Below are 19,133 nucleotides of genomic sequence, written 5' to 3' on the forward strand. Positions count from 1 at the left end.
GGGTAAGGATGGAAATAACTATACGGGCTGAGGATACATTATCCTATTACAGTCATTTATTTAAAGTGCCGCTCAACCTCATGGAAGATTCCAACCCTAATATAAGTCCAACTAATATGAAGGTGCGAGGTAAAGTTAGAATACCTGGATATATCTCAGTACCATATGTCATAGAAGATGGGGATAGTTTATGGGATCTAGCTTCAGCAAAGGGGCTGCATGTGGATGCCATACTAATTTTAAATCCCACCTTAGAATCACAGCTTTTGAAAAAGGATGAATTGATATATATACCTGAGAGGATTGGCACTGCCCATACTTCGGTGAAAACACCTTGTCATTATAAAAGCCTTGTAAAAACCATTCAGTCATTAAAAAAGCTTTACCCATTTATTACGGTCAATACAATTGGTAAAAGTATTTTGGGAAATTCCATTCATGAAATTAGAATCGGGAGAGGTAAAAAAAAGGTTCATATGAATGCCTCATTTCATGCCAATGAATGGATCACCACAATGGTATTAATGAGCTTGGTGAATAAATATCTTCACTCATTAACAAATGAAGAATTAATAAGAGGGGAGAAGGCAAGCCGATTTTACGAAGAAATAGAGTTGTCTATCGTCCCAATGGTCAATCCAGATGGGGTTGATCTTGTACTAAATGGTCCTCCCTTAAAGGTAAAGGAGGAAGTAGTAACAATAAATGAAGGAAGCGAAGAGTTTGTCCATTGGAAAGCCAATATCAAAGGAATTGATTTAAACAATCAGTTCCCTGCTAATTGGGACATTTGTAAACGAAATAAGGAACCCAAATCACCCGCTTCTAGGGATTTTCCCGGCGATTCCCCATTAACAGAACCTGAGGCCATTGCAATGGCTGATTTGGCAAAAAACAATTCATTTGACCTTGTTATCGCTTTTCATACACAGGGAGAAGAGTTTTATTGGGGATACGAGGGACTTGAACCTCCTATTTCAGAAGAAATCGCAATTGAATTTGAAAGAGTTAGTGGTTATCAAGCGATCCGTTATGTCAATAGTCACGCGGGTTACAAGGATTGGTTTATTCAGGAGTTTAAACGACCTGGTTTTACTATCGAACTTGGAAAGGGAATTAACCCCCTTCCACTATCACAATTTCAAAAAATCCTAAAGCCAGCCGAGGAGATATTTTTTGCCGCATTATCCTTTTAGTTTTTCATTTTCAGTTAAAAGCCGTTTATACGGCTTTTTTCCTATTTTGTCTTATTACTGGGAAAACTTGAAACATTTCTGTAAAATAAACGTACTAACATATGTGAAGTACAAGGGAGGGGGTAATGTGGTAAATTGGATCAACCGAATAAAAAGAAAATTTTTTTTTACAAATTACTATTAGTAATCTTAACCCTTCTTTTAGCTGCTTGTGCGAATAATAAGCAGCCCAAGCAAAAAATAAATGAAAAAAATGAGACAGCAAAAGAAACAAATCCTCATAAGGGAGTCGCATGGAAACTACCTATTCCAATTACAACAGGTGAGTTTTATATGACTGGTGGCTGGCTTTCTGATACTGAGGTTCTTTATATAACCAATCTTGAGCAAACCTCTAGCGTTTACAGTTATAATCTTTTAACAGGGAAAAGTAAATTGATATATAAAAGTGAATTTCCTATTGTTACGGTGAAAATAAGTCCGTCTAAGAAATATATCTTAATCCATTCTTCCCCTTCTTCCTATGAAGGCCTTGTAACTATTATTGATCAAAAAGGGTCTGAACAAGTGAAACAATCATTTGCTTCTTATGAATTAGCCTTTGAATGGAACCCTTATAATGAATCACAGGTTCTTGTAACAAAATTTGATGAGGATTGGGGCTTTCAGCTTTCGTTAATTGATGCGAATAGCCAAAAAACAGCCGAACTCCCTTTACCACAGCCTTTTAATAAATGGGTAGATGAAAAAAGAATTGCCTATTTAAACTGGGATGAAAATAATCCTTCATTATTTGCACCACTTGAAATAAGAAATGTAGAATCCGGGCAGGAAGAAATCGTATTATCTGAAGTCATTCAATTTGCTGCCTTTCGTAACTTGCTAGTAACAGTTTCTGTTCATAAAAGATGATTCATCTAAGGCTGACTATTCTTTTTTTGATAAAGATATGAAAAAGCTTTATACCTTTTCCATTCCACAGCTAACCAAGTTTTCAGATTGGCTAGTCCCATTTCATGATTACGCTGAGAAAAAGGGACAATTTATGACGCTGCAACCGGTGGGTTCAGGTGAAGTAGACTCTTATACAGGGGGATTTGATCTGGTTTCTTATGATGTTAAAAAGGAAAAAAGCAACGTGCTTATGGACCATATGGAAAATGAGCCAATTAATTTTTCTCCTTCAGGCAACGCCCTGCTTTACGGCAACCTTTATGAGAAACTTATTGATTTACAAACTAAAAAAATGTATGAGTTGATAAAGGAATGACTTGTAGTGGTCATTCTTTTTGTTTTATTGACCATTATGGTAAAATCACGTTGTTATGAAAAAAAGTAAGGTAGGTGCTTGTAAATGGCCATAGTAGATGTGACTGTTATTCCATTAGGTACGGAGACTCCAAGTGTCAGTAAATATGTAGCAAGTGTACAAAAGGTGTTAAAGAAATATGAGGGGGAAGGGAAAATACGATTCCAACTGACGCCCATGAATACCATAATTGAAGGAGAGCTTGCCGTTCTTTTTGAGGTCATTCAAGCGATGCATGAGGTTCCATTCTCTGAAGGTATACAGAGGGTTGCTACAACGATTCGAATTGATGATCGCAGAGATGTGAAGCGAACTATGGAATATAAAGTAGATCGGGTTTCAAGCCTTTTAAATGAAGAATAAAACCATAAAAAAAGACTGTCTAGTGGACAGTCTTTTTTTATGGTTTTTAGTGAGTTCCTGTTGGGTAACCGTGTTCTAAAACTGTCATAACAACAAACCAACCAAAAACTAGAAAAGATGCAATACCCCAAAATGCACCTAAGAAATTTTTATTCTTTAGTGCGCTATATCCACCATAAGCAGCAAGCAGGGTTACGATAGAAAAAATAATAACTAGACCCATGAAAAGTCCCCCCCTTTTTGGTATAATGAGGAAATGTGTCAAACACATTTTTAAAAAAATTATGTAACAATATTATATACATTCGTTTCCTATTTTATATTTTTTTCTTTCATTTGTCGAGAGCTAAAACAGCAATGTTTCGTACGCTTTCTCTCTACTTACAAAATAGTGTAAAATAATGATATCGCAATGCATAGGAGGAAATGGAAATGAAATGGCAACAGCTTCCTTTAGGGAATCTACAAACAAACTGTTATATTGTTGAAAACACTGATAAATCATGTTTAATCTTTGATCCAGGCGGGGAAGGAAAGAAACTAATACATTTGCTGAACCAAAGAAAATTGAAACCAATTGCGATTCTTCTAACACATGCACATTTTGACCATATAGGGGCAGTAGATGAAGTAAGACAAGCTTATAATATTCCAGTTTATTTACACAAACAGGAGGAGCAATGGCTTGACGATCCTTCATTAAATGGTTCCCAGTTTTTTATCCAAGTTACCCCAGTTAAAGCAGCTCCTGCTGACCACATTATTAAAGTCGAGGGAAAAATGAAATTAGGAGCGTTTGAATTTGCTGTTTTCCACACACCTGGACATTCACCTGGAAGTGTTTCTTATTTTTTTGAAAAGGATGGGTTCGTCATATCGGGGGATGCCTTATTTCAAGGAAGTATCGGTAGAACCGACCTTCCAGGTGGAAATCAAGCACAGCTTTTAAGTAGTATACACAACAAGTTGCTCGCTCTACCCGAGGATACGTATGTATTATCTGGACACGGTCCTGTGACAACGATTATGGAAGAAATGGATAGCAATCCTTTCTTAAATGGTTTCTAAAAAAGGGACGGTTGAACATAAAGAAAAACCCTTCTCTAGAGAAGGGTTTTTCTGGGGGATGTTCTTTTCATATTACGGGAGGGGATATTGTTAAGCTACTAATCTAACAATATAATAAACTTAACACTATGTCAATAGTGTTAACCTAAAGGAGTTCTTATGAATAGTTATCTACAACAATTAATATCAACTGCACCCATGAATTTAATTACCTATGCAGATTATATTTCAAAAGTCCTCTACCATCCTGAATTTGGATACTATATGAGGGAAAAACAAAAGATCGGGAAAAATGGAGACTTCATTACGACAAGTAATATTTCTGATATTTATGGCAGATTAATTGCTAAATGGTTTTCTAAAATTTGTGATCAGCATCAGTTAGAACCGATATTCTGTGAAATCGGAGCTGGTAATGGTCGTTTTGCCAAGGCTTTTTTACAGGAATGGAGCGAGTCGATTCAAAAATCCATTGAATATATCATCGTGGAAAGCAGTCCCTACCATCGCAAATTACAAAGAGAACTGCTTGGATCAGACTTTTCCATTACTCAAGTTGAAAGTTTGGATGAACTAAGAGCCTTTGAAGGGATGATCTTTTCGAATGAGCTTTTTGATGCATTTCCAGTCCATGTAATTGAAGAGAGTAATGGAGAGTTATATGAAGTGATGATTGGTTGTCAAAATGAAAAGTTATATGAAGAAAGAATCCCGTTAACCAATGATGCTATTCAAAATTTTATAGAAGAAAACGATTTGCACTTAAATGAAAACCAACGGATAGAAATTCCTTTGTTAATGGCGGAGATGTTAAAGAAAATCTCAATGACCATAACAAAGGGACTAGTTGTGACGGCTGATTATGGTTATTCGAAGGAAGAATGGCAGGAGCCGCAAAGAGCCAAAGGGAGTCTACGTGGATATTATAAACATCAATTACTAGATGATGTGTTATTGCATCCGGGGGAAATGGATATTACTACTCACATTCATTTTGATTCCCTTATTCAAAAAGGAGAACAAGAGGATCTGAATTTCTTAGCAAAGTTAAGACAGGATGAATTTTTATTAAAAGCAGGAATTCTTAAGGACTTAGAAAACCATTATGATCCTAATCCGTTTTCAGAGGTGAGCAAGCGCAATCGTGCGATTCGAAGTTTAATTATGCCTTCTGGGATGAGTGCGTATTTTCACATTGTTGTTCAGCAAAAATCCCTACAATTAAGTGAAAATGATTTATTTGAGTAAGAAAAAACGCCGGGGATTCCGGCGTTTCTCTTCTTAATGTCCTCCGCCTAGCGGCATCATGAACGTTGTCCAATATGTAAAGCCGACGAAGAAAATTGTCAAATATGCTCCGAACACATACATATACATACGCTCGGAAAGTTTTAGATAGCTAAGCAGGATGAAGAATCCTGTTTGAGCTAAAAATAGCATTGCAGTTTTATCTAAATCACCTAGATAAAACATTACGGTAAAAATACCGGTCCAGAAACCACAAACTCTGAACATGCGATCCATATGTATCCCTCCTTTTACCCTACGATACCATCATTACAATATTATAAAGTAAAAGGCAGTGTAATGTAAATAATGGTTTCGAATTAGTTTGTAACTAGTGCCTGATATGAACAAGTTTCACAACCGGAAATCATATTTTCCTTTTCAACTAATTCAACAGAATTGAACAATGCTCCGAACATCCCTTTTAGAAATTCATGGTGCATGCTGCATACTGTTTCAGTATGTTCTTCTGCTATTTCCTTGAAAGGGCAGTTGAAAATTTGAAAATAAATTTTTGTCTTTTCTCCATTTGCTTCGAATTCAGGATAGAATCCAGCCAATGTAGCAGCACTTTTTAATATGTTTAGCTTTTGATCAAATTCTAATTCCTCGCCAACGGCTCTTTTTGCTAATTCCTGTTCAATAATTTCTGTACCGAACCGTTTTCCTGTTAAAAAGAGGGCTTGTTTACCAGCTTCACCTAAGGAAATCATCGTTTGAATTGCCACTTTGGATAAAAGCATGTAATCGCGATAAGGGAAATGGAGTTGGATGACATCGTCGGAAAGACGATATAATCGGCTAGGTCGGCCACCTTTACCAGTTTTCTTTGTTTCGGATACTAACATGTTTACATCTTCTAGCTTGGATAAGTGCAGTCTTGCTACATTTGGATGGATATTAAAATGTTCCGCTACTTCCTGGACAGTTACTTCTTGATGGCGTTTATTAATGAATTGATAAATGTAATATCGTGTTGGATCTGACAAAACGTTTGTAATCTTTAATGTTTGTTCCATCTCTGTTCACCTCGGACCCCCATAATTTATTCCATTATAATACAGCCGCCAGAGGTTAACATGGTTAACACTATATGTTTAGAAAATGTTCACAATTACCGACTTTATATTGTAACAATATTAGTATATTGAAGACTTTTTTTGAAAAAAGTTTAAAATAAAAGAAGGAAAGGATAGAACATTGTCGAATGTTTTGAAGTAAGAAATTAAAAAGGTGGTGTTTCTCATTGTAAGTTCCATTGAATTATTAGCTAATCGGATCATTACAGATGCTGCTAGAAATCAGGCAACTGATATTCACATTATTCCGCGAAAAAAAGACACACTCGTTCAAATCCGTTTGACTAACAAACTCATTCCTCGATTATCCCTTCCAAAAGAAGAATGTGACAGATTAATCTCCCATTTTAAATTTACAGCCAATATGGATATCGGTGAAAGAAGACGACCCCAAAGCGGAGCTATCTTTTGTGAGGTAGACGGACAATTGATGGGCCTTAGGCTTTCCACACTCCCTTCTAATAACAGAGAGAGTCTTGTAATTAGGCTTTTACCACAGCAAGAACAGATTCCCTTCCATCAACTCTCTTTATTCCCTTCTATGACAAGAAAGTTATTAGCCCTTCTTAAACATGCACATGGATTAATTATTTTTACTGGTCCAACCGGATCAGGCAAAACGACGACCCTCTATTCTTTATTAAACGAAACAGCCCATTTATTCCACCGAAATGTTATTACACTTGAAGACCCCATTGAAAAAAACTATGACTCTGTTCTGCAGGTTCAAGTCAATGAAAAAGCAGGAGTAACATATGCTGCTGGATTAAAAGCAATTTTAAGACACGATCCAGATATTATTATGGTGGGGGAAATTCGGGATGCAGAAACAGCAAAAATTGCTGTACGCGCTGCATTAACAGGACACTTAGTGCTGTCGACTATGCACACAAGAGATGCCAAAGGTGCTGTATACCGTCTTCGGGAATTTGGTGTGAACTGGCTAGAGGTTGAACAAACACTGATTGCAGTTACTGCACAAAGGCTTGTGGAACTTACCTGTCCATTTTGCGAAGGGGAATGTTCTCCGAATTGTTATTCCTATGGAAGGTGGAAAAGGGCTAGTGTGTTTGAACTCTTGTCAGGAAGGAATTTACATTCCGTTATGAAAGCTGCTAGGGGTGAAGAGATGCATCCTAGATACCGAACTATTAGGGATGTCATTAACAAAGGAATTGCATTAGGGTATATTCAAGAATCCGAATACGAACGATTGGTGTATGAACATGAAAGCACGTAAATGGTCAGTCAATGAACAAGCAAGCTTTTTAAGAAGAACAGGTGAATTGTTAGCAAGGGGATACCCAATTGCGGAAGCAATTGAATCTATAGGGTTACAATTACCTACAAAGCGAAAGGAGGAATTATATGATTGTTTAGTAGCATTAAAAAAAGGGTTACCATTTCATGAATCATTAGACAATCTTGGTTTTCACAAGGATTTGATTGGTTATGTTTATTATGCTGAGCAGCATGGCAGCTTTGCTGATGCGCTCTTAGAAGGAAGTAATCTTGCATTAATGAAGGAAAAGGATTTACACAAATTATTGAAATTGCTTCAGTATCCATTGTTACTAATTTTCATTACTGGATTTCTATTTATCTTTGTAGAAAACACGTTACTCCCCAGATTTACCACACTCTTCACTTCACTTGGTCTTGAAGAGAATTTTTTTACAAAAGTGATTTACGTGTTTGATTATTATTTCCCCATCTTTATCGGTAGTCTCCTTTTTGCATTGCTCCTAGGATGTGTTTATTATTTTCTCATTTTCCGCCAATACTCCATTTTAAAGCAAAGGTCGATGCTTATTAGCATTCCCATCGTTGGGAAGCTCCTCAAACTACTGTACACCCATTACTTTTCCATTCAATTAAGTTTTCTATTATCGGGTGGATTATCTGTGTCGGAAGCATTGCTTTTATTTGAGAGGAACCTAAGACAGCCTTTTTATAGTCAATTGGCTGAAACGATTAAGGAGAAGCTCGTAACAGGAGAGAAATTGGAGACCATTTTATCGTCCTTTTTATTTTTTGAAACGGAATTTTCTATGATAGTCAAGCATGGACAGGAAAACGGGAAGTTAGAACAAGAGTTACTCTTCTTTAGTAAACACTGTCTTACTAATATGGAAGAAATTATTGAAAAAAGCTTAAAGACGATTCAGCCCATATTATATTTATTTATTGGCTTTCTAGTTGTTTCAATGTATTTAGCAATCCTATTACCCATGTTCCATCTGTTAGATGGCATTTAATAATGGAGGTTTATTTTTATGTTGAAAAATGAAAAAGGTTTTACACTTATTGAAATGATGATTGTTATGCTAGTAATTTCTATCCTGTTAATTATTACAATTCCAAACGTGGCAAAACATAATTCTAATATTAATAACAAGGGCTGTCAGGCATATATAAAAATGGTACAAGCCCAAGTTCAAGCCTATGAAATGGAGCATAACAAGGTGCCATCACTCCAAGATCTTATAGATGAAGATTATATAAAGAAAGATACAAAAGGCTGTCCAAACGGAAAAACGGTAACTATTGATTCGAGTGGGGATGTTACCGCAGTAGATTCACAGTGATGGACGGGAATCAAAAGGGATTCACGTTGATCGAATCACTGCTAGTCCTATCCATTTTCATAATTATTTCCTCAATTACAGTATTCACCCTAAAACCGCAGCACTCTTTTATAGAGAAAGATAGTTTTTTCGCCCAACTAAAAGGAGACCTTTATTATGCGCAGCAGTATGCCTTATCACATCAGCATGAAGTATTAGTTCAATTTGTACCTAAAGAATACAAATATTATGTTTTATACCGTATTGGTGAAACTCCAATTATTGAAAGAAATTATACGCATAATATTATGATTACCGAAGGAACAATGCCAATTTTGTTTAAATTTCTTCCCGATGGAAATATTAATAAGTTTGGAAGTTTGATTGTGTATTATCGGAATAAAACCTATCGCATCACCTTTTTAATTGGAAAGGGACGGTTTTATGTTACAGACCAGTAAAGGATATTTCTTACTAGAACTACTCCTTTCACTTTCTGCTTTATTAATGTTATTTACTTTTCTAGTGCCGCTGCTAGTGCAGATTCGAGATCAGTCACAGCAATTAAAAATAGAAAATCATGCGCGGCAGTATATGTTCGAAGAATTACAGGCACGATTGATGGATCAGCAAAGTTTTAAAAATTATTCGGTTAGCCAAGATGGGGTTATATACCAAATTGTTTGGCATGACACTTATGAGGCAGGCAGAAAGGTGGTGTGTGTGAAAGTTGAAAGAAATTCCTTCGTTCATGAAATTGAAAAATGCGGGATTTTCGAATGACAAAGCATTTACGCTTATTGAAGTGTTACTTGCTTTTTCAATTTTTAGTATCATTATTTTCTTTATGATCCCGATTTTTCAAATTACCTTAAACCAAAAGGATATTTCAGAGAAATTAAAATCGATGGAATGGGAAGTTTTTAGCAGTCAAATAAAGAAAGAAGTTCGTTTTTCCACACGTGCACAGGTCCTTTCTGGACGTCTCGTCCTAACAAAGGAAAATGAAATAGTACAAATTGAAAAATACGGCACCAACTTACGCAGGCGTGTAAATTCAACTGGAAATGAAATTATACTGCAGGACGTTTCACAGTTTACTTTAACAGTAAAAAACAATGCGGTTAAAATTACTGTTGTTGATCTTTTAGGTAAAGTGTACACAGTAACCGTTTATTCATTGGTAGATTGGAACACCAGTCCATGAAAAATAGCGAGAAAGGATTTACTTATCCTCTGACACTATGTTTACTTATTGTTTTTTTATTATTCTTTTCCATGCATGTAGACCAATTGTTGATGGAAAGAAAAATTGCACATGAAACTAGTTCTATTCAGCAGGAAGAATATTATTTTCTCTCCTCTGTAAAAAAAGTGGAGGCACTTTATCAAAGCGGAGTAGCACTTCCACTGAAAGGGTCGTGGATGTATTGTAATGGATCCATGGTGTACCAAGCAGAGCTTCCTATAGGTAACACCCAAAAAGTGACCTTTAATTTAGTGTTAAATTCAGGTATAGCCGTCAGTGGAAGTGGAAGTTTTGATCTTGTAACGAAAAAACTGACAAAATGGATGGAAGTAAAATAAGTAGTTTGAAAAAAGTGTTCCTGGACATACTTGTTACTGAGAAGAAGGGATGTATCCTTCTGCAGAAAGGCAGGGTTGTCCATGAAGACCAATGATTATGTTAAATACATGACTCAAACTATTGTGAAATATGCGGACCAACCAAGAGATGAAAGGAAAAGACTGCGTTCAGAAAGAAAAGAAGGACGAGCATCTTTTTGGTATCGATGGTTTGGAATTTTACCGTACATCCTATATTTTCAAATGATTAAGAAACGAAAGAGAGGCTGATTTTATTACAATAGTCAGCCTCTTTTTTTGTTTAAATAGCCTTGTCGGTCAGGTAAAATAGACCACCGTTGATAAATGAAATATTTATTTTAGGCTCATATTGCTCCTGCAATGCTTTTTTTTCTGTCTCATAGTTTTCATTTTCTTCCTCTATTTCTTCATAAAAATGCTCGAGGAGTCGTAAATCTTGGTCCCATCGCTTTCTCGCTTCCTCCGCCCATAAATGATCGTCTTCAGCAACCAATGATTTTAGATAATTCTCGATACGTAAAAATCCACTTTTAGGTTTTACTAACGGTGATAATGTAAAAGAGTAATCTGGTATTTTAGGTGTTAACGGGATTTGCTGTAAATGATCATGGAAATCTTCAATCATTTGTCCATTAATAAGCTGTAAACCAATGGATTTAAAAACATCTCGCTTACGGTCACATTGATAGGATATCTTAACATTCATACACAGCCATGGTAATAAGGGTGTTTGGTGATTATGATGGTTATGATTTTCGTAAAGCCGGATATAGCTAGCCAGATTTTTGGTGGACTGAAAAATTTGATGAAGCCTTGGTGAACCAAAATGAATAATCTCACCCTTAATATGGTCTGGTGCTAATTCTTTATTGGTGATAAAGGTAAGCTGCATAGGGTTAGGGATTCCGCCAGTTTTTTCAAGGTAATGCCAGTAAAATGGGCGGTTCATCAATTCTTTATCAAGCTCAATGGTTAATTGAACGGTTAGATAGCCCTTTTGATTTTCTATGATGGGGCAGTCATTGGCTTGAAAATAACTGATAAGAAAATTATGAATTTCCTGCTGCTGCATGCGAATCCCCTTCCTTTAAGGTTTGTGCAAATTCAATCATGGATGATAAGTTCTCCATTTTTATTCTCATTTCACCCTCTGAAACGGATTGTCCAAATATATCGATAAGATGATCTTCGATATTGCCAAATTCTAATTTTGTTAATATATCATCAAGTTCTCCGATAACCTTTTCGAACAAGTTTATTTTTTCATAAAGGAGTTTTAAAATATGCTCCTCGACTGTATTTTTGATTGCAAAGTTATAAATCATAACGTCCTTTTCTTGGCCTAAACGATGAATCCGTCCGATCCGCTGTTCAAGCCTCATAGGGTTCCATGGCAAATCAAAGTTAATAATATGATTACAAAATTGCAGGTTTATCCCTTCACCGCCAGCTTCTGTAGCAATAAGTACTTGTGCATGTTTTTGGAACAGCTCACGCATCCAGTCCTTTTTCCCACGTTTAAATCCTCCACGAAATGGAACGGAAGAAATGCCATGTTGCTTTAAATACCACTGCAGATACATTTGAGTCGCACGATATTCCGTAAAGATAATGACCTTATCATTTACCTTCTGTATTAATTCCAATGCTTTTTCGGCCTTGGAATTTTTCTGAACAGCTTCCACTTTACTAATTAAGTAGTGAATTTGTTCCTCAAAGGCAGGCCCTCTATCCTCCTTTTTTTGCAGCATGTTTTTTAATGTGTAGAAAACAGCTTCTCGGCTGCTGCATGCCTCGCGCTGCAGTGTCATAACAGAGAAGGCACTTGTCTGCAGCCAATCCCCCTCACTTTTTAGATTCGTAATCGATTCATATAAATCTTTTTCCTGAGAGGAAAATTGAATTGGAATTGTTTCTACATGTCTCTTTGTCCATTCAATACCAGTATCTGCCCGGCGGTTCCGGATCATTACCTTATTGACTAATTCCTTTAAGTGCTCATCATCATTTAATGAACGTGCATCTCGTTTGTATTTTTCGTAAAAAGCTGTTTCACTTCCTAAATGTCCTGGCTTAAGAAGCGAAACAAGGTTAAAAATCTCCTCAATCCTATTTTGAATAGGGGTTGCAGTTAACAATAAACAAAATTTCTTTTTTAGATTTTGAACAAACTCGTAGTTTTTTGTTTTATTATTTTTAAGTTTGTGTGCTTCGTCAATAATAATTAAGTCATAATCCAGCTTTGCAATAATATCTCGATGAGGATTTCGTTTTGCTGTATCAATGGATGAGACCACTACATCACATTGTTCCCATACATAGCTTTTCCTCTGTGCAACTGCGGGGATGAAGAACTTGCTGTTTAATTCCATGGCCCATTGCGTAACTAATGAAGCTGGGACAAGAATAAGTACTTTTTTCACCAGTCCACGAATCATGTATTCTTTTAAAATCAAACCTGCCTCAATGGTCTTTCCAAGACCAACTTCATCTGCAAGGATTGCTTTTCCATTCATGTTCTCAATTACTTGCTTGGCTGTTTCAAGCTGGTGAGGAAGCGGTGTTAAGTTAGGCAAATGCTTCGGAGCCTGCAAGCCTTCAAATTCAGGAATGACGAGATGCTTTTCAACTCCTATCGCAAGTTTAAATAGTTCCCAATTACCCCAGGGTCCATCATTTTCAATTCTATGCAAGAAATCATCCTGCCAAGAGGAATCAAATTCAATTTTGACAGACATCTTTTCAGCTCCTTTTCTTATAAAAAAGACTATTGCCCAATGTAATGTTTTAATGGTAGGATGAAAATAGCTTTGAATGTTTTAAATATTTTAATAAGGTAATTTACTTTAGTAGTATAATTAGTATGACCAAATAGGAAAATATTATAATTGCGAATGATAACAAGGGGAGAGACTACCTTTGTAGCGCCGAAGGAGCAAGCGGAAATCTGTGAATCTCTCAGGCAAAAGAACTCTTGTTTGACGCAACTCTGGAGAGTGCTGCGCTAATGCTGTAGCCACCAAAGGGGAAAGCCATTTATTCGGTAAACTTTCAGGTGCAAGGACAGAGACCTTCTTATGTTAAAGGGAGGTTTCTGTCCTTTTTTATGTTTTTCAAATTGAAGGGGGGATTAAGGATGACAGAATTAAAACGTACTCCGCTTTTTAATGTATATAAAGAATTCGGAGGGAAAACCATCGATTTTGGTGGATGGGAGCTGCCTGTTCAATTCTCAAGCATTAAGGAAGAACATGAAGCAGTCCGCAGTCGTGCTGGGTTGTTTGATGTTTCTCACATGGGTGAAATCGAAGTAAAAGGCTCTGATAGTCTAGGCTACTTACAAAAAATGATGACAAATGATATCTCAAAAATTAAAAACGGTGGTGCACAGTATACAGCCATGTGCTACGAAAATGGCGGGACTGTCGATGATTTGCTTGTCTATAAAATAGAGGACAATCACTATCTTCTTGTTGTTAATGCTTCTAATATTGAGAAGGACTTCAACTGGCTTGAAGACCATTTATCAGGTGATGTAAGCATTGAAAATCTGTCTGAAACAACAGCTCAACTTGCACTTCAGGGTCCTCTTGGTGAACAAGTGCTGCAAAAGCTTACGGAAACAGATTTACGTGAAATTGGCTTTTTTAAATTCCAGCAAGAAGTTAGCATAGACGGTAAAAAAGCTCTTGTATCAAGAACTGGATATACAGGTGAAGACGGTTTCGAAGTGTACTGTAATTCTGCTGATGCCGAACAAATTTGGAAAGCCATATTAGAGGCAGGAAAAGAAGAAGGAGTTCTTCCTTGTGGTTTAGGAGCGCGTGATACACTTCGTTTTGAGTCTGTTTTAGCTCTATATGGACAGGAACTTTCACCTGAAATCTCTCCACTTGAAGCTGGAATTGGCTTTGCTGTTAAACTTAACAAAGAAGCAGATTTTATTGGGAGAGAAGCTTTAATACAACAAAAAGAGGCAGGGCTCTCTAGAAAAATTGTGGGGATTGAAATGATTGATCGTGGGATCCCGCGTCATGGCTATCCTGTTTATAAAGGGGATGTGCTTATTGGAGAAGTAACAACGGGTACACAATCACCTACATTGAAAAGAAATATCGGTCTTGCCCTTATTTCGTCTGAATTTACTGGATTAGATACTGAAGTAGAAGTAGAGATTCGAGGTAAACGCTTAAAAGCTACAGTTGTTCCAACACCTTTTTATAAAAGAGAAAAGAAATAACAGAAGGGAGCTAGGTTTATGAAACATCGCTATTTACCTATGACTGAACAAGATAAGAAGGCTATGCTTGAAACCATTGGTGTTTCTTCAATTGATGAATTATTTAGCGATATCCCTGAGAAAGTGAAATTCAAGGGTGAATACAACATTAAACAGGCAAAGTCTGAAACAGCTTTAATGAAAGAGCTATTTCAAATGGCGAGCCGTAATGCAGACTTAAAAAGGAATGTCTCTTTTCTAGGTGCAGGTGTTTATGATCATTACATGCCTGTCATTGTTGATCATGTTATTTCTCGTTCTGAATTTTATACAGCCTATACACCATATCAGCCGGAAATCTCTCAAGGAGAACTGCAAGCGATTTTTGAATTTCAAACGATGATTTGTGAATTAACAGGGATGGATGTTGCAAACTCTTCCATGTATGACGGCGGTACAGCACTTGCTGAAGCTGCTATGCTTAGTGCGGGTCATACTAAGAGAAAGACAATCTTAGTGTCTAGTGCCGTTCACCCAGAGTCTCGTGAAGTTCTTAAAACGTATGCTAAGGGTCAATATCTTGATGTGGTTGAAGTGCCTGTAACTAATGGTGTAACAGATGTGGAAGCTTTAAAAGGGCTTGTGAATTCTGATGTTGCAGCTGTGATTGTTCAGTATCCAAACTTCTTTGGCCGGATTGAGCCTTTAAAAGAACTTGAAGAGATTATCCATGAAAACAAATCCATGTTTGTAGTGTCTAGCAACCCATTGTCATTAGGTGTATTAACACCTCCTGGAAAATTTGGTGCGGACATTGTGATCGGTGATGCTCAACCTTTTGGTATTCCAACAGCCTTCGGGGGACCACACTGCGGATACTTTGCGGTTACAACTAAATTAATGCGTAAGGTACCAGGACGTCTTGTTGGACAAACAACAGATGATCAAGGACGCCGTGGTTTTGTTTTAACTCTTCAAGCACGTGAACAGCATATTCGTCGTGATAAAGCGACATCAAATATTTGTTCTAACCAAGCGTTAAATGCATTGGCAGCATCTGTTGCCATGACGGCACTCGGTAAAAAAGGTGTCCGTGAAATGGCAGCAGCTAACTTACAAAAAGCACATTATGCTAAAATTGCTTTTAAAGAAGCTGGATTTGAAATTTTGTATGACGGTCATTCATTCAATGAATTTGTCGTGAAACTAAATAAACCAGTTAAAGAATTGAACCAAAAGCTTTTACAAAAGGGAATCATTGGCGGCTATGATTTAGGTCGTGACTATGCTGATCTCGCTAATCATATGTTGATTGCTGTAACAGAACAAAGGTCTAAGGAAGAAATTGATACTTTAGTGAAAGAATTGGGGGATTTGCATGCATAATCAAGACCAGGCGCTCATTTTTGAACTTAGTACACCGGGTCGAATCGGATACAGCCTTCCAGAAATGGATGTACCTGAATTAGACCTTAACAGTCTTCTTCCTGAAGGTTACGTGCGTGAAGAAGAACCTGAACTTCCAGAAGTATCTGAACTGGATATTATGCGCCATTATACTGCGCTTTCTAGAAGAAACCATGGAGTTGATTCTGGTTTCTATCCATTAGGTTCTTGTACCATGAAATATAATCCAAAAATTAATGAAAATGTTGCTCGTTTCAATGGGTTTGCTCATGTGCATCCGCTACAAGATGAAAGCTCAGTCCAAGGTGCACTTGAGCTATTATATGATTTGCAACAACATCTAATTGAAATTACAGGAATGGATGAAGTAACACTTCAACCAGCTGCAGGAGCACATGGTGAATGGACAGGGTTAATGTTAATTCGTGCTTACCATGAAGCAAATGGCGACCTGAAGCGTACAAAGGTTATTGTTCCAGACTCTGCCCATGGCACAAACCCGGCGTCCGCTACAATTGCAGGATTAGAAACAATTACTGTTAAATCTAATGAAAATGGTCTTGTAGATCTTGAGGACTTAAGAAGAGTAGTTGGAGAAGATACTGCAGCACTAATGTTAACCAATCCAAACACACTAGGACTTTTTGAGGAGAACATTCTTGAAATGGCTGAGATTGTCCATGGAGTAGGTGGAAAGCTGTATTATGATGGTGCCAACTTAAATGCGGTTCTATCAAAAGCTAGACCTGGGGATATGGGATTTGATGTGGTTCACTTAAATCTTCATAAAACCTTCACTGGTCCACATGGTGGCGGTGGTCCTGGTTCAGGTCCAGTTGGTGTTAAAGCTGATTTAATTCCGTACCTTCCAAAGCCAGTTATCGCTAAGCGCGGTGATGAGTATGTACTAGATTATGATCGCCCACAATCTATTGGCCGAGTGAAACCATACTACGGAAACTTTGGTATTAATGTTCGTGCATATACGTATATACGCTCAATGGGTCCTGATGGATTAAAGGCAGTAACTGAGTATGCAGTGTTAAATGCAAACTATATGATGAGAAGGCTTGCTGAATACTATGATCTACCGTTTGATAGACATTGTAAGCATGAATTCGTTCTTAGCGGCAGACGTCAGAAAAAATTAGGTGTGCGTACACTGGATATAGCTAAACGCCTGCTTGATTTTGGTTACCACCCACCAACCATCTACTTCCCGTTAAATGTGGAAGAGTGTATCATGATTGAGCCGACGGAAACTGAATCAAAAGAGACTCTAGACTCATTTATTGATATCATGATTCAAATTGCAAAAGAGGCTGAGGTAAACCCTGAGATTGTTCAAGAGGCCCCACACACAACTGTTGTAGGCCGTATGGATGAAACAAAAGCTGCTCGTAAACCAGTTTTAAGGTTTCAAAAGGCTTAATTAGTAATAAAGGTTAGATTCCTTTGTAGAATCTAACCTTTATTTTTTGATGAAAACTAAAAGGCTCCAGATTGTCTCCGGAACCTTAGGATCTCTTATTATTTCTTTGCTTTTACTTTACCAGACCATTTTTTAAATCCGCCTTGCAGCTGGGTAAGATCCTTATAACCTTTACGGTGTAGGAATTGAGCTGCACGTGCACTACGCATGCCACTTTGGCAATATAAGTAAACAGGCATATCTTGACGAATCTCTTTCATGCGCATTTTCATTTGCGACATTGGGATATTACGTGCTCCTAAAATATGTCCGCCTTCGAATTCGTTTGGTTCACGAACATCAATAAGTTGTGCCTTTCTATAGCCCGCACGAAACTCTTCTTCTGATACCGTTTTAACAATCCTTTTCTGATAGAAGTAGGTGAAAACGGAGTAGATAATAAATGCTGCAATAATAATTAATAAAGTATAAAGTGAACTCAACTTCTTTTTACTCCTTTCAAGCTTTCCTGCACTAGTTTTTATTATATAAGTCATTTCTCTAAAGATAAAGATGCATGTGAAAAATTCTTTTATTTTTCTCACTTCATTATACCAGAAACATCTTATTTTGAATTCATATCAGATTTTGGTAGACTTAAGAACGACAAAACATAACAAATGAGGTTTTTACATGAAAAAAGAAGTTTGGCGTTTTATAGATACTGGTAATAGTTCTCCGTCTTTTAATATGGCTTTGGATGAGGCGCTACTTGATTGGCATAGTGAAGGGAAATTTCCGCCTGTCATTCGGTTTTATGGCTGGAATCCTCCAACACTATCCGTAGGTTATTTTCAGAAGGTGGAAAAGGAAATAGATATGGAGGCAGTAAAAGCTCATAATTTAGGCTTCGTTAGAAGGCCAACTGGTGGCCGCGGTGTGCTCCATGAGCATGAGCTTACTTACAGTGTAATCGTTTCAGAGGATCATCCTGAAATGCCAAGTTCCGTTACAGAGGCTTATCGAGTGATTTCTGAAGGTATCTTGAAAGGGTTTCATCATTTAGGATTAGAAGCTTATTTTGCTGTTCCAAAAACTTCTGAGGAACGTGATGCATTGAAAAATCCACGTTCTGCCGTGTGCTTCGATGCACCGAGCTGGTATGAACTTGTTGTCGAGGGAAGAAAGGTAGCAGGTAGTGCTCAAACAAGACAAAAGGGTGTCATTCTCCAGCACGGATCTATTCTCCTGGATCTTGATGAAGACAAACTATTTAGTTTATTTAAATATCCAAATGAACGAGTAAAAGAACGGATGAGGAAGGCTTTTAAAGATAAAGCCGTTGCTATTAACGCCATTAGTCCGAGAAGAATTACGCTGGAAGAAGCAAAGGAAGCCTTTTATAAAGGGTTTGCTGAAGGATTAAATATCGAACTTGAACCTTATCAATTAACAGAGGAAGAGCTTACCTACGTTCAAAAGATTGCAACTGAACGATACGAAAATGATGAATGGAACTTTAAACGATAACTTGAAAGAAAGCGGCGCTTGCCGCTTTTTTCCATTTTAATAAACCTTTTTAAAAAAAGTAGCAAGCCGCGAAATTTGTTAAAATTTCC

Annotated in this window: 24 protein-coding genes and 1 riboswitch; of the genes, 18 read left to right on the forward strand and 6 right to left on the reverse strand. The window is 37.1% G+C overall.

Features of this window, described 5'->3' with window-relative positions; all coding sequences use genetic code 11:
• The first annotated feature begins 8 nt into the window (after positions 1-8).
• The 4 genes from QE429_RS09670 to QE429_RS09685 all read left to right on the forward strand — a co-directional run bounded on the left by QE429_RS09670 (position 9) and on the right by QE429_RS09685 (position 2,868).
• A complete protein-coding gene (locus QE429_RS09670; RefSeq protein WP_307286798.1) occupies positions 9-1,196 on the forward strand; it encodes a M14 family metallopeptidase in 1,188 nt (395 codons plus the stop codon).
• Positions 1,197-1,331: 135 nt separating this feature from the next.
• A complete protein-coding gene (locus tag QE429_RS09675; RefSeq protein ID WP_307286799.1) occupies positions 1,332-2,108 on the forward strand; it encodes a YqgU-like beta propeller domain-containing protein in 777 nt (258 codons plus the stop codon).
• Between the two features lie 37 nt (positions 2,109-2,145).
• Complete coding sequence (locus tag QE429_RS09680; protein ID WP_307286800.1) at positions 2,146-2,466, forward strand: YqgU-like beta propeller domain-containing protein; 321 nt, start codon at positions 2,146-2,148, stop codon at positions 2,464-2,466.
• An 84-nt stretch (positions 2,467-2,550) separates the two neighbouring features.
• Positions 2,551-2,868: an MTH1187 family thiamine-binding protein gene (locus QE429_RS09685; RefSeq protein WP_307286801.1), complete on the forward strand. Its 318-nt coding sequence runs from the start codon at positions 2,551-2,553 to the stop codon at positions 2,866-2,868.
• 46 nt (positions 2,869-2,914) lie between these two features.
• On the opposite strand, the gene QE429_RS09690 is transcribed toward QE429_RS09685, so the two are convergent.
• Positions 2,915-3,091: a DUF2759 domain-containing protein gene (locus QE429_RS09690; RefSeq protein WP_307286802.1), complete on the reverse strand. Its 177-nt coding sequence runs from the start codon at positions 3,089-3,091 to the stop codon at positions 2,915-2,917.
• A 209-nt stretch (positions 3,092-3,300) separates the two neighbouring features.
• Here QE429_RS09690 and QE429_RS09695 point away from each other — a divergent pair, with 209 nt between their 5' ends.
• Positions 3,301-3,936 carry an MBL fold metallo-hydrolase gene (locus QE429_RS09695; RefSeq protein ID WP_307286803.1) on the forward strand — a complete coding sequence of 212 codons (636 nt, stop codon included), beginning with the start codon at positions 3,301-3,303 and terminating at the stop codon, positions 3,934-3,936.
• A 159-nt stretch (positions 3,937-4,095) separates the two neighbouring features.
• Positions 4,096-5,184 (forward strand): class I SAM-dependent methyltransferase, encoded by a 1,089-nt coding sequence (locus tag QE429_RS09700; RefSeq protein ID WP_307286804.1) that lies wholly within the window; start codon positions 4,096-4,098, stop codon positions 5,182-5,184.
• A gap of 33 nt (positions 5,185-5,217) precedes the next feature.
• Here the strand turns inward: QE429_RS09700 and QE429_RS09705 are convergent, their stop codons facing one another.
• Together QE429_RS09705 and QE429_RS09710 are read right to left on the reverse strand one after the other, a co-directional pair.
• On the reverse strand, positions 5,218-5,460 hold the full coding sequence (locus tag QE429_RS09705; protein ID WP_307286805.1) for a DUF2626 domain-containing protein: 243 nt from the start codon (positions 5,458-5,460) through the stop codon (positions 5,218-5,220).
• Positions 5,461-5,543: 83 nt separating this feature from the next.
• On the reverse strand, positions 5,544-6,242 hold the full coding sequence (locus QE429_RS09710) for a helix-turn-helix transcriptional regulator (protein WP_307286806.1): 699 nt from the start codon (positions 6,240-6,242) through the stop codon (positions 5,544-5,546).
• A 214-nt stretch (positions 6,243-6,456) separates the two neighbouring features.
• Here QE429_RS09710 and comGA point away from each other — a divergent pair, with 214 nt between their 5' ends.
• The 8 genes from comGA to QE429_RS09750 all read left to right on the forward strand — a co-directional run bounded on the left by comGA (position 6,457) and on the right by QE429_RS09750 (position 10,726).
• Entirely contained in the window at positions 6,457-7,542 is a 1,086-nt protein-coding gene (gene comGA / locus QE429_RS09715; protein ID WP_307286807.1) for a competence type IV pilus ATPase ComGA, read from the forward strand.
• A complete protein-coding gene (gene comGB / locus QE429_RS09720; RefSeq protein WP_307286808.1) occupies positions 7,529-8,560 on the forward strand; it encodes a competence type IV pilus assembly protein ComGB in 1,032 nt (343 codons plus the stop codon). The genes comGA and comGB overlap by 14 nt, the downstream gene beginning before the upstream one ends.
• A gap of 18 nt (positions 8,561-8,578) precedes the next feature.
• Positions 8,579-8,890, forward strand: a complete 312-nt coding sequence (gene comGC / locus QE429_RS09725) for a competence type IV pilus major pilin ComGC (protein WP_307286809.1) — start codon at positions 8,579-8,581, stop codon at positions 8,888-8,890.
• Positions 8,890-9,330 (forward strand): competence type IV pilus minor pilin ComGD, encoded by a 441-nt coding sequence (gene comGD / locus QE429_RS09730; protein ID WP_307286810.1) that lies wholly within the window; start codon positions 8,890-8,892, stop codon positions 9,328-9,330. The genes comGC and comGD overlap by 1 nt, the downstream gene beginning before the upstream one ends.
• A complete protein-coding gene (locus QE429_RS09735) occupies positions 9,314-9,652 on the forward strand; it encodes a hypothetical protein (RefSeq protein WP_307286811.1) in 339 nt (112 codons plus the stop codon). Before comGD ends, QE429_RS09735 begins: the two co-directional genes overlap by 17 nt.
• Positions 9,600-10,076 carry a competence type IV pilus minor pilin ComGF gene (gene comGF, locus QE429_RS09740; RefSeq protein WP_307286812.1) on the forward strand — a complete coding sequence of 159 codons (477 nt, stop codon included), beginning with the start codon at positions 9,600-9,602 and terminating at the stop codon, positions 10,074-10,076. The genes QE429_RS09735 and comGF overlap by 53 nt, the downstream gene beginning before the upstream one ends.
• Entirely contained in the window at positions 10,073-10,456 is a 384-nt protein-coding gene (gene comGG / locus QE429_RS09745) for a competence type IV pilus minor pilin ComGG (protein WP_307286813.1), read from the forward strand. The genes comGF and comGG overlap by 4 nt, the downstream gene beginning before the upstream one ends.
• Positions 10,457-10,537: 81 nt before the next feature.
• The gene (locus QE429_RS09750; RefSeq protein WP_307286814.1) at positions 10,538-10,726 is read left to right on the forward strand and encodes a YqzE family protein; all 189 of its coding nucleotides are present in this window, start codon (positions 10,538-10,540) and stop codon (positions 10,724-10,726) included.
• Positions 10,727-10,757: 31 nt separating this feature from the next.
• Here the strand turns inward: QE429_RS09750 and QE429_RS09755 are convergent, their stop codons facing one another.
• Both QE429_RS09755 and QE429_RS09760 read right to left on the reverse strand, forming a co-directional pair.
• On the reverse strand, positions 10,758-11,549 hold the full coding sequence (locus QE429_RS09755) for a YqhG family protein (protein ID WP_307286815.1): 792 nt from the start codon (positions 11,547-11,549) through the stop codon (positions 10,758-10,760).
• A complete protein-coding gene (locus tag QE429_RS09760) occupies positions 11,527-13,215 on the reverse strand; it encodes a DEAD/DEAH box helicase (RefSeq protein WP_307286816.1) in 1,689 nt (562 codons plus the stop codon). Before QE429_RS09760 ends, QE429_RS09755 begins: the two co-directional genes overlap by 23 nt.
• Before the next feature lie 156 nt (positions 13,216-13,371).
• Positions 13,372-13,461: riboswitch (glycine riboswitch) on the forward strand.
• Between the two features lie 152 nt (positions 13,462-13,613).
• On the opposite strand from QE429_RS09760, the gene gcvT reads away from it, so the two are divergent.
• The 3 genes from gcvT to gcvPB are packed head-to-tail and all read left to right on the forward strand — an operon-like array spanning position 13,614 to position 17,535.
• A complete protein-coding gene (gene gcvT / locus QE429_RS09765; protein ID WP_307286817.1) occupies positions 13,614-14,717 on the forward strand; it encodes a glycine cleavage system aminomethyltransferase GcvT in 1,104 nt (367 codons plus the stop codon).
• A gap of 18 nt (positions 14,718-14,735) precedes the next feature.
• Positions 14,736-16,082, forward strand: coding sequence for an aminomethyl-transferring glycine dehydrogenase subunit GcvPA (gene gcvPA, locus QE429_RS09770; RefSeq protein ID WP_307286818.1), 1,347 nt, complete (start codon positions 14,736-14,738; stop codon positions 16,080-16,082).
• Positions 16,075-17,535: an aminomethyl-transferring glycine dehydrogenase subunit GcvPB gene (gcvPB, locus tag QE429_RS09775; protein WP_307286819.1), complete on the forward strand. Its 1,461-nt coding sequence runs from the start codon at positions 16,075-16,077 to the stop codon at positions 17,533-17,535. The genes gcvPA and gcvPB overlap by 8 nt, the downstream gene beginning before the upstream one ends.
• 98 nt (positions 17,536-17,633) lie before the next feature.
• On the opposite strand, the gene QE429_RS09780 is transcribed toward gcvPB, so the two are convergent.
• Complete coding sequence (locus tag QE429_RS09780) at positions 17,634-18,017, reverse strand: rhodanese-like domain-containing protein (protein WP_307286820.1); 384 nt, start codon at positions 18,015-18,017, stop codon at positions 17,634-17,636.
• A gap of 190 nt (positions 18,018-18,207) precedes the next feature.
• On the opposite strand from QE429_RS09780, the gene QE429_RS09785 reads away from it, so the two are divergent.
• On the forward strand, positions 18,208-19,044 hold the full coding sequence (locus QE429_RS09785) for a lipoate--protein ligase family protein (RefSeq protein ID WP_307286821.1): 837 nt from the start codon (positions 18,208-18,210) through the stop codon (positions 19,042-19,044).
• The last annotated feature ends 89 nt before the right edge of the window (positions 19,045-19,133 follow it).

This window comes from Bacillus sp. SORGH_AS_0510, from assembly GCF_030818775.1.
Classification (GTDB): Bacteria; Bacillota; Bacilli; order Bacillales; family Cytobacillaceae; genus Neobacillus.

Excerpts from the sequence above, each read along its gene's own strand:
- QE429_RS09670 (WP_307286798.1), top strand. The coding sequence starts at position 9 with ATGGAAATAACTATACGGGCTGAGGATACATTATCCTATTACAGTCAT.
- QE429_RS09680 (WP_307286800.1), top strand. The coding sequence starts at position 2,146 with ATGAAAAAGCTTTATACCTTTTCCATTCCACAGCTAACCAAGTTTTCA.
- QE429_RS09685 (WP_307286801.1), top strand. The coding sequence starts at position 2,551 with ATGGCCATAGTAGATGTGACTGTTATTCCATTAGGTACGGAGACTCCA.
- QE429_RS09690 (WP_307286802.1), bottom strand. The coding sequence starts at position 3,091 with ATGGGTCTAGTTATTATTTTTTCTATCGTAACCCTGCTTGCTGCTTAT.
- QE429_RS09695 (WP_307286803.1), top strand. The coding sequence starts at position 3,301 with ATGAAATGGCAACAGCTTCCTTTAGGGAATCTACAAACAAACTGTTAT.
- QE429_RS09700 (WP_307286804.1), top strand. The coding sequence starts at position 4,096 with ATGAATAGTTATCTACAACAATTAATATCAACTGCACCCATGAATTTA.
- QE429_RS09705 (WP_307286805.1), bottom strand. The coding sequence starts at position 5,460 with ATGGATCGCATGTTCAGAGTTTGTGGTTTCTGGACCGGTATTTTTACC.
- QE429_RS09710 (WP_307286806.1), bottom strand. The coding sequence starts at position 6,242 with ATGGAACAAACATTAAAGATTACAAACGTTTTGTCAGATCCAACACGA.
- comGB (WP_307286808.1), top strand. The coding sequence starts at position 7,529 with ATGAAAGCACGTAAATGGTCAGTCAATGAACAAGCAAGCTTTTTAAGA.
- comGC (WP_307286809.1), top strand. The coding sequence starts at position 8,579 with ATGTTGAAAAATGAAAAAGGTTTTACACTTATTGAAATGATGATTGTT.
- comGD (WP_307286810.1), top strand. The coding sequence starts at position 8,890 with ATGGACGGGAATCAAAAGGGATTCACGTTGATCGAATCACTGCTAGTC.
- QE429_RS09735 (WP_307286811.1), top strand. The coding sequence starts at position 9,314 with ATGTTACAGACCAGTAAAGGATATTTCTTACTAGAACTACTCCTTTCA.
- comGG (WP_307286813.1), top strand. The coding sequence starts at position 10,073 with ATGAAAAATAGCGAGAAAGGATTTACTTATCCTCTGACACTATGTTTA.
- QE429_RS09750 (WP_307286814.1), top strand. The coding sequence starts at position 10,538 with ATGAAGACCAATGATTATGTTAAATACATGACTCAAACTATTGTGAAA.
- QE429_RS09755 (WP_307286815.1), bottom strand. The coding sequence starts at position 11,549 with ATGCAGCAGCAGGAAATTCATAATTTTCTTATCAGTTATTTTCAAGCC.
- QE429_RS09760 (WP_307286816.1), bottom strand. The coding sequence starts at position 13,215 with ATGTCTGTCAAAATTGAATTTGATTCCTCTTGGCAGGATGATTTCTTG.
- gcvT (WP_307286817.1), top strand. The coding sequence starts at position 13,614 with ATGACAGAATTAAAACGTACTCCGCTTTTTAATGTATATAAAGAATTC.
- gcvPA (WP_307286818.1), top strand. The coding sequence starts at position 14,736 with ATGAAACATCGCTATTTACCTATGACTGAACAAGATAAGAAGGCTATG.
- gcvPB (WP_307286819.1), top strand. The coding sequence starts at position 16,075 with ATGCATAATCAAGACCAGGCGCTCATTTTTGAACTTAGTACACCGGGT.
- QE429_RS09785 (WP_307286821.1), top strand. The coding sequence starts at position 18,208 with ATGAAAAAAGAAGTTTGGCGTTTTATAGATACTGGTAATAGTTCTCCG.